This is a genomic window from Marinobacter azerbaijanicus (assembly GCF_030250645.1).
Classification (GTDB): domain Bacteria; phylum Pseudomonadota; class Gammaproteobacteria; order Pseudomonadales; family Oleiphilaceae; genus Marinobacter; species Marinobacter azerbaijanicus.
Map to the genome: position 1 here is coordinate 1 of NZ_JASSVS010000039.1, position 5,882 is coordinate 5,882.

The 5,882-nt window shown below is 48.3% G+C and carries 8 protein-coding genes and 1 pseudogene; all 9 read right to left on the minus strand.

What is annotated here, in order from left to right; translation table 11 throughout:
• Positions 1-59: 59 nt before the first annotated feature.
• Positions 60-710: a TrbJ/VirB5 family protein gene (locus QPM17_RS23190; protein ID WP_285394119.1), complete on the minus strand. Its 651-nt coding sequence runs from the start codon at positions 708-710 to the stop codon at positions 60-62.
• A gap of 2 nt (positions 711-712) precedes the next feature.
• Positions 713-1,036 carry a hypothetical protein gene (locus tag QPM17_RS23195; protein WP_285394120.1) on the minus strand — a complete coding sequence of 108 codons (324 nt, stop codon included), beginning with the start codon at positions 1,034-1,036 and terminating at the stop codon, positions 713-715.
• Positions 1,037-1,082: 46 nt separating this feature from the next.
• The gene (locus QPM17_RS23200) at positions 1,083-1,796 is read right to left on the minus strand and encodes a hypothetical protein (protein ID WP_285394121.1); all 714 of its coding nucleotides are present in this window, start codon (positions 1,794-1,796) and stop codon (positions 1,083-1,085) included.
• The gene (locus QPM17_RS23205) at positions 1,783-2,016 is read right to left on the minus strand and encodes a plasmid-related protein (RefSeq protein ID WP_285394122.1); all 234 of its coding nucleotides are present in this window, start codon (positions 2,014-2,016) and stop codon (positions 1,783-1,785) included. The genes QPM17_RS23200 and QPM17_RS23205 overlap by 14 nt, the downstream gene beginning before the upstream one ends.
• A gap of 259 nt (positions 2,017-2,275) precedes the next feature.
• Positions 2,276-3,265, minus strand: a pseudogene (locus tag QPM17_RS23210) (DDE-type integrase/transposase/recombinase).
• 92 nt (positions 3,266-3,357) lie between these two features.
• Positions 3,358-4,224, minus strand: a complete 867-nt coding sequence (locus QPM17_RS23215) for a toll/interleukin-1 receptor domain-containing protein (protein ID WP_285394123.1) — start codon at positions 4,222-4,224, stop codon at positions 3,358-3,360.
• A gap of 93 nt (positions 4,225-4,317) precedes the next feature.
• Entirely contained in the window at positions 4,318-4,929 is a 612-nt protein-coding gene (locus QPM17_RS23220) for a hypothetical protein (protein ID WP_285394124.1), read from the minus strand.
• A gap of 8 nt (positions 4,930-4,937) precedes the next feature.
• A complete protein-coding gene (locus tag QPM17_RS23225; RefSeq protein ID WP_285394125.1) occupies positions 4,938-5,498 on the minus strand; it encodes a DUF488 domain-containing protein in 561 nt (186 codons plus the stop codon).
• Positions 5,499-5,579: 81 nt separating this feature from the next.
• Positions 5,580-5,882 (minus strand): site-specific integrase (locus QPM17_RS23230; RefSeq protein WP_285394126.1); only part of this gene is annotated, 303 nt, incomplete at its 5' end.

The window sequence follows — 5,882 nt, forward strand, 5'->3', positions numbered from 1 at the left end:
AGAACCACAATGGCAATATTTCGTGCGCACGAAATTTTTCTGGTACTCATAAGGCCTCCTTACCAATCAAGCTCGAACGGTTCCCCTGATGAGGCGACGCGCATCTGCTGCACGCGCTGGTTGTGCATCGCCTGATTGGCCTCGGCCTGCGAGCGGAGCATGGACAACTTGGCCATCTCGTTTTGCAGCATGACCTGTTCGGCACCGATACGGGCCTGGAGGTCCAGAACGTCTTTCTGGTCGGGGCTGTTGTTAACCTCGGCAACCAAGCCTGTCAGCTCGCTGAAACGCTCCTGCGCCTGTTCCAGGGACTTTTGGGACTGGCCAAGCCAAGTCGCCGTGTTCTGGTTGCCGCTGTCGTACAGGTCCGCCACGTCGCCGGACAGGCCGTGTTCGTTCGCCCCCCTGATGCCGGCGTCATTCAGCACCTGGTTAGGATCGACATTCACGGCAGTGTCATAGGCCGAGTCGATGACATTACCCAGGCCTCGGACGCCGCTCATGCTGACCAACTCCTTGTTGGCCGTTTCGAGCTGGCTTTTCAGTTGCTCGATTTGGTTAAGCATGTGCTGGACCTGCAAAATCTGCTGGGTCAGGTTCGATACGTCGATAACGGGAATCCCACCCGCCATGGCTGGCTGCGATAGACCGATGGTGGCCGCGAGAGCGACACCAGCGATTTTTCGTGCGCACGAAATTTTATTGCTCATAATCAGACCTCCTTTTGACGATTCTGGCGGGTCGCTTTGGCCTCCAGACGCCGTTTTGTCCTCTGGAGAGTGAGCGACCGTTTTTCAAAATCCAGACTTTTCAGGTCGATGGACTCCATTACCTCTTTCATCTCCTCGATGCAGGTGAAGAAGTCTTCGGGAAGGGCTTCCAACTCTTCGGTGAGAAAATCGCAAGCGTAACCGGCAATGATCATTAGAATTCGAATCTCACTCTGGATGGCGTGCTGTTCGACCGCGTGTGATCGGTAAAGCCGTGACAGGCCACTGTCGGTGTAGTCGGGTGTGATACCCTGTCTGCTAGCCATGTATGCCTCCTATGCAGGCAGTCGTGGTTAGGTGCGGTCGGGGCCATCACCCCCGTTCCGCGCCGCTTGAATTCCATGTGCGAAGGGTTCTGCGCATTTCTTCTACTGCAGGAACTCCAACTTTGTTACTGCCGTAGTTTCTGGCTATGAGATCTGCTCTTTGCTGGCCCAATAACTCAGCCATCTCCGCCCGAGTTAATTTTGATTCGGCCCCAGGATGACTCTTGGCCTTGGCCGCCTCGCTTTTATTTCTTGATGTACTCTGTGTTGTATTCTCTGTAATAGATTTGCCCTTTGGTCGAATCAAGGTTTGACCATCCTGATCACCAGATTGGCCAGAAGGGATAGTAGAATCGACCAAAGGGAAAAACTGGGAATTACAATCACTTCCGGAAGGGTCGTCGTCGAATTGCTCCGCCAGAAGCTCAAGCAAGCGCTCGCAGTTCACCCGATACCACATTTTTGCAGGTACATCTCTCCTTTCCTCTTCCAATACGCCAATTTCCACTAGCGATTTCCTAGCATTAGCCTGCTGCTTTGGAGAAAGTCCTGTTTCTGACTCCCAACTATCTCTGCCACGCTGATTTTTATAAAACCACCCGCCTCTTTCCTCCGCCTTGGTGTTACGTGTCCAATAAAATGCTTGGCTAAGGAAGACTGCACCAGGAACTGAAACGCCGGGAAGGAGCGTGAATGCGGCATGATAAGCAACTACCCTACCCAGGATATTCTGTACTACCGAGGGACTAACACGCGCCATATTCAGAAGGCTCCAAATCCAGAGCGTCTTTTACTTGGAGAGTTCGGAAATAGACACGACGCCCTACCTTCACCATCGTGGGCTTCAGCTTTCGAGAGACCTCAGTATCTGAATAGAGAGAAACCCGCACGCCATCGGGCGAACGACCAAGAAGATCTGCCAGGTCTGATATGCTCATCAGTAGGCCGAACCGCTCAACAAGATAATCTTCGACTTTCATGACTAGCCCTCCATCAATTATACATCGACGTAATCAATGCTAACCAAGCAAATTAAAAGCTCAAGCACGCGCCTCTTGCATAGCAATTAATGCACTATATATTGATCATCAAAGTTTATTATTTTGAAGAAATGGCGAACCAAAAAGGCTTGGAATTACAGCTACTTAAATAGATAACAAAATTTAACAATTCTCAAAAGCAATAGCACAGCAGTCGAGGTTGGACAAAATAATAAGAATAATAAACTTATTATTCTTATTATTTTTCGGGTCCCGTGTGATTGACTACCCGCTTGGTAAATAACTCAGAACGCTTGGTCTGCCATTCCTTCATCTTCGCAATCGGTGATTGATGGTGCAGCGCCTTCTGCGGGATGTGGTGATTGTACAGCCAGGTGTAGCGTTTGAGCGTCTGCTCCAGGTCCTCGCCTGAGGTATAGCGCCGAGTCGCCAGCACATCGCTGATACGGCCGTTGAAGCGCTCCACCATGCCGTTTGTCTGCGGCCTTCCCGGCTTGATCAGACGGTGCTCGATACCAAGGGCCTGGCACTCTTGGTCAACCGGGTGGTTCCCGCTGGGCTTGCGCTCACCCGCCCGCGTGAAGCGATCGGTGAATGACTTGCCGTTGTCGGTCAGTACCGTCTGGACCTTGAAGGGAGCCTTCTCCTCCACCCGCTTCATGAACGCCCGCGCATCCTTCGCGGACTGGCTGCGTCTCACCTCCAGATGGACCCAGCGTGTGGCGCGATCGATGGCGACGTACAGGTAGCGTTTTTGCTCCTAGTCGGGCATTTGGGGCAGGTGTTTGATGTCGATGTGCACGTAGCCCAGCTCATAGTCTTTGAAGGGCTTGTGCTGGGGCTTCTCATCATCGTCCGCGTCCCGTCTAGCCAGCTCTGCCAGTGTCGGCACCTCGCGCCGCTTGAGCATGCGATGCAGGCCAGAACGCGACAAGCCAGGATTGAAGAACTCACGCGCCACGACGAGCAGATCATCCAGGCCAATGCGCAGGAGTTCGCGCGCCGCGATCAGCACCTCTTCTTATTCGGAAGTGAGCGTGGCCAGCAGGTTGTGACGCGTGTGCGGTCGGCCCTGGACATCGTCACGGTACCGCCAGCGCCGGATGGTCGCGACGGCGACGCCGTACTGGCGTGCCAGCTCGTTGTCGCTGGTGCTGGTAGGCGCTGCCTGGATCTCGGCCCGAAACTTCGGTGTGGTGGTCGCCTGTTTATGTAACTTGATGTCCATATCCTGCTCCCGGATGAACTGCTGAAGAAGCTCTTTGGTGACCAGCAAAGGATAGCTTCTATAGCTCACCTGATCATCCGGGATCCCTGCAACTAATTTTTAATGTTATAACCAATTGCTCTCTTTATCTCATCCATGAAACCTACTTTATTTATATCCACATACCTATAGTCCTGCATCAAAGGAGGCATATCTTGATGCGCCACATCTATATTTACGATAATGAATTTTTTCGACGGGTCTCGCATTCGCTGCTGCATGAAAAAGTTAGCCTCCGCAATCGTCCACCCCGATTGCCCATTGAGGAAGTTATCCGATAAAAAAATCAACCCAAAATCACTTTTACTCAGCCCATCATTTATTTTATCAGTAATACTCTCACCAGCCACAATTTCCTCTTTATCATACCACGCACCCACTTCTGACTTTTGCAACTCGTAAAAGACCTTGTCGACAAGCTCTTTATCTTTACTTGAGTGCGACAAAAAAACAATAGGTTTATTCATGGTCACGGGCCTACCCCAGATCTTAAAAAGCTCATCCATATCAGGAAAGAAGAAAGTAGAATTAGTTCCCGATGTCATAATCATATCGACGTCTTCAGGATCAACAACAGAAGCTACATTATATGATTTATTTTGCATTGAAATAATCAAATCATCCACAAACCTATTATAAGCACGTTTGGCTGTAGGATGTTTTCCTGCCAAGTACTTATCAAAATCTTCATGATGCTTTTCGAAATGCAAAGATAAAAGAAGCTCAAGATGGTAGGGGTTATTATTAACAAATAAGACCGCACCCACCAAAGACTCTCTTCCATATCTCTTCAAAATATCTTTAACAAACTCTTTCTCCCTTTTCCTATCCCCGTAATCAAGCTCGATTAAATAAGATTTACTTCCTTCCTTCATATTTTTACCATCAAAGAGCCTTGAAAATCCTTTTAAAAAAACCATCGCTCATTCTTACTGATACCTTGCAAATATTCACCTTTCACTTTTAGGGTGAGGAAGGTGAACATAATCATCGCCCAACTACCGACTCAACGATTAATAAATTCCAGAAATTTGTAGGTATGCCCTTTTCACGCCATCCCCCTTATCCCAAAACCGCGCGAGAGAAAACCTAATCTTTACCCCTGGCTGAATTATCATTGGAAGATATCTAATAGGCTTTTCTCCTACATATTTTATTCTTTTTCTACCCCCTAGACCTAAACTCCTGAAGTAGTCATCGTCTCGCATGAGAGGATGTTGTAGCGTAGCTATTTGGACACTGTAGCCAGGAAGATCATCTTCTAATATGAAGCCGCTTGATTCCCAATGCAATTTCCCATCAAACAATTCTGACAGTCTGACAGAAAAGACAGTCACATCGTTTACTAAACCATCAAAATAGTCATCTGGACACTCTCCCCTGTATTCAGCCTCATAGACAGCGACATCTTCAGCATGGGGTGGTATCAAGTTATATCTTTCGGCGTAAACCATTGAGTAAACCTCACCGATCTGATACGGTGCATCTGCTGTCAACCTACCTGCTCGATTATCCAAAAGCCGAATCATCTTTTCATTGACAACATCATACGCCCCAACACAAATCCCGCCACTCATTGCTGTTCTTGTCATTATAACAACAAAATCAGATCTAAAGCTCATCATCCCTGCCCCTACTTATAAGACTTCCTCGATTTCAGAAGAACATCACCATCTGAAAACAAATCACCACCGCCTTTATTGATCACACGCTTTATTACATCTTCCTGACTCTCAATACCTCCCTGCTTAGTAATATGAAGCATAGATATATTTTGTACTAACAATGCTTCCCCAATAAGCTTACTCCTATGGCAATCACAGGCATCTATTTCACTACACATACAAGCGATACGAATTTTTTTTTCGTTTGCCGTGACAAGTCTACCAACGCCCTCTCTAAAGAAATCCTTATCTCTTAGCACGCTGTAATCAACATGCCCTCTATAATCATAGCAAGAGGGGTCTTTGGGGAGTCCACCAAGCCCCTCCCCCATGAACACATATCTAATTCCTGACAAGCCAAGGCTTTTTTTAAGCTCAAGTTGATTAAACTGAGGATTAAATTTTGATCTTGGCCTCGACCTCACATCAACGACAAACTCAATATCATACACCATCAACAGATTTATAAACTCATCAATACTTCGTGCGCCATGGCCTATGCTATACAAACTACCATTTAGCTTTTTCATATCTTCTTCAACTCTAAAAAATTTAAGCTGACACTGCAATAAGCGTACCTAAACTAATACCTTTACCGCATAGCATATATATTATGCCTTGATGATACCATCCAGCTTCTTCACCAAATCCTCCGCCCGCAGGTGCGTATACCGCCTCAGCATCTGCATGGACTTGTGGCCACTGATCGCGGCGACCTCCTGATCGGATAGCCCCGCCTCTACCAACCGGCTGACGGCCTCATGGCGTAGGTCGTGAAAGCGGAAGTCATCAAGTCCGGCCTTCTTCTTCGCCTGGTTCCAGAGCTTGGTGTAGGCGTAGGGGCCGCGCTTTCCGTCTCGGCCAGGCTCACCGAAGAATACTAGGTCGCAACCGAGTGGGCGCACCGGGTTGTT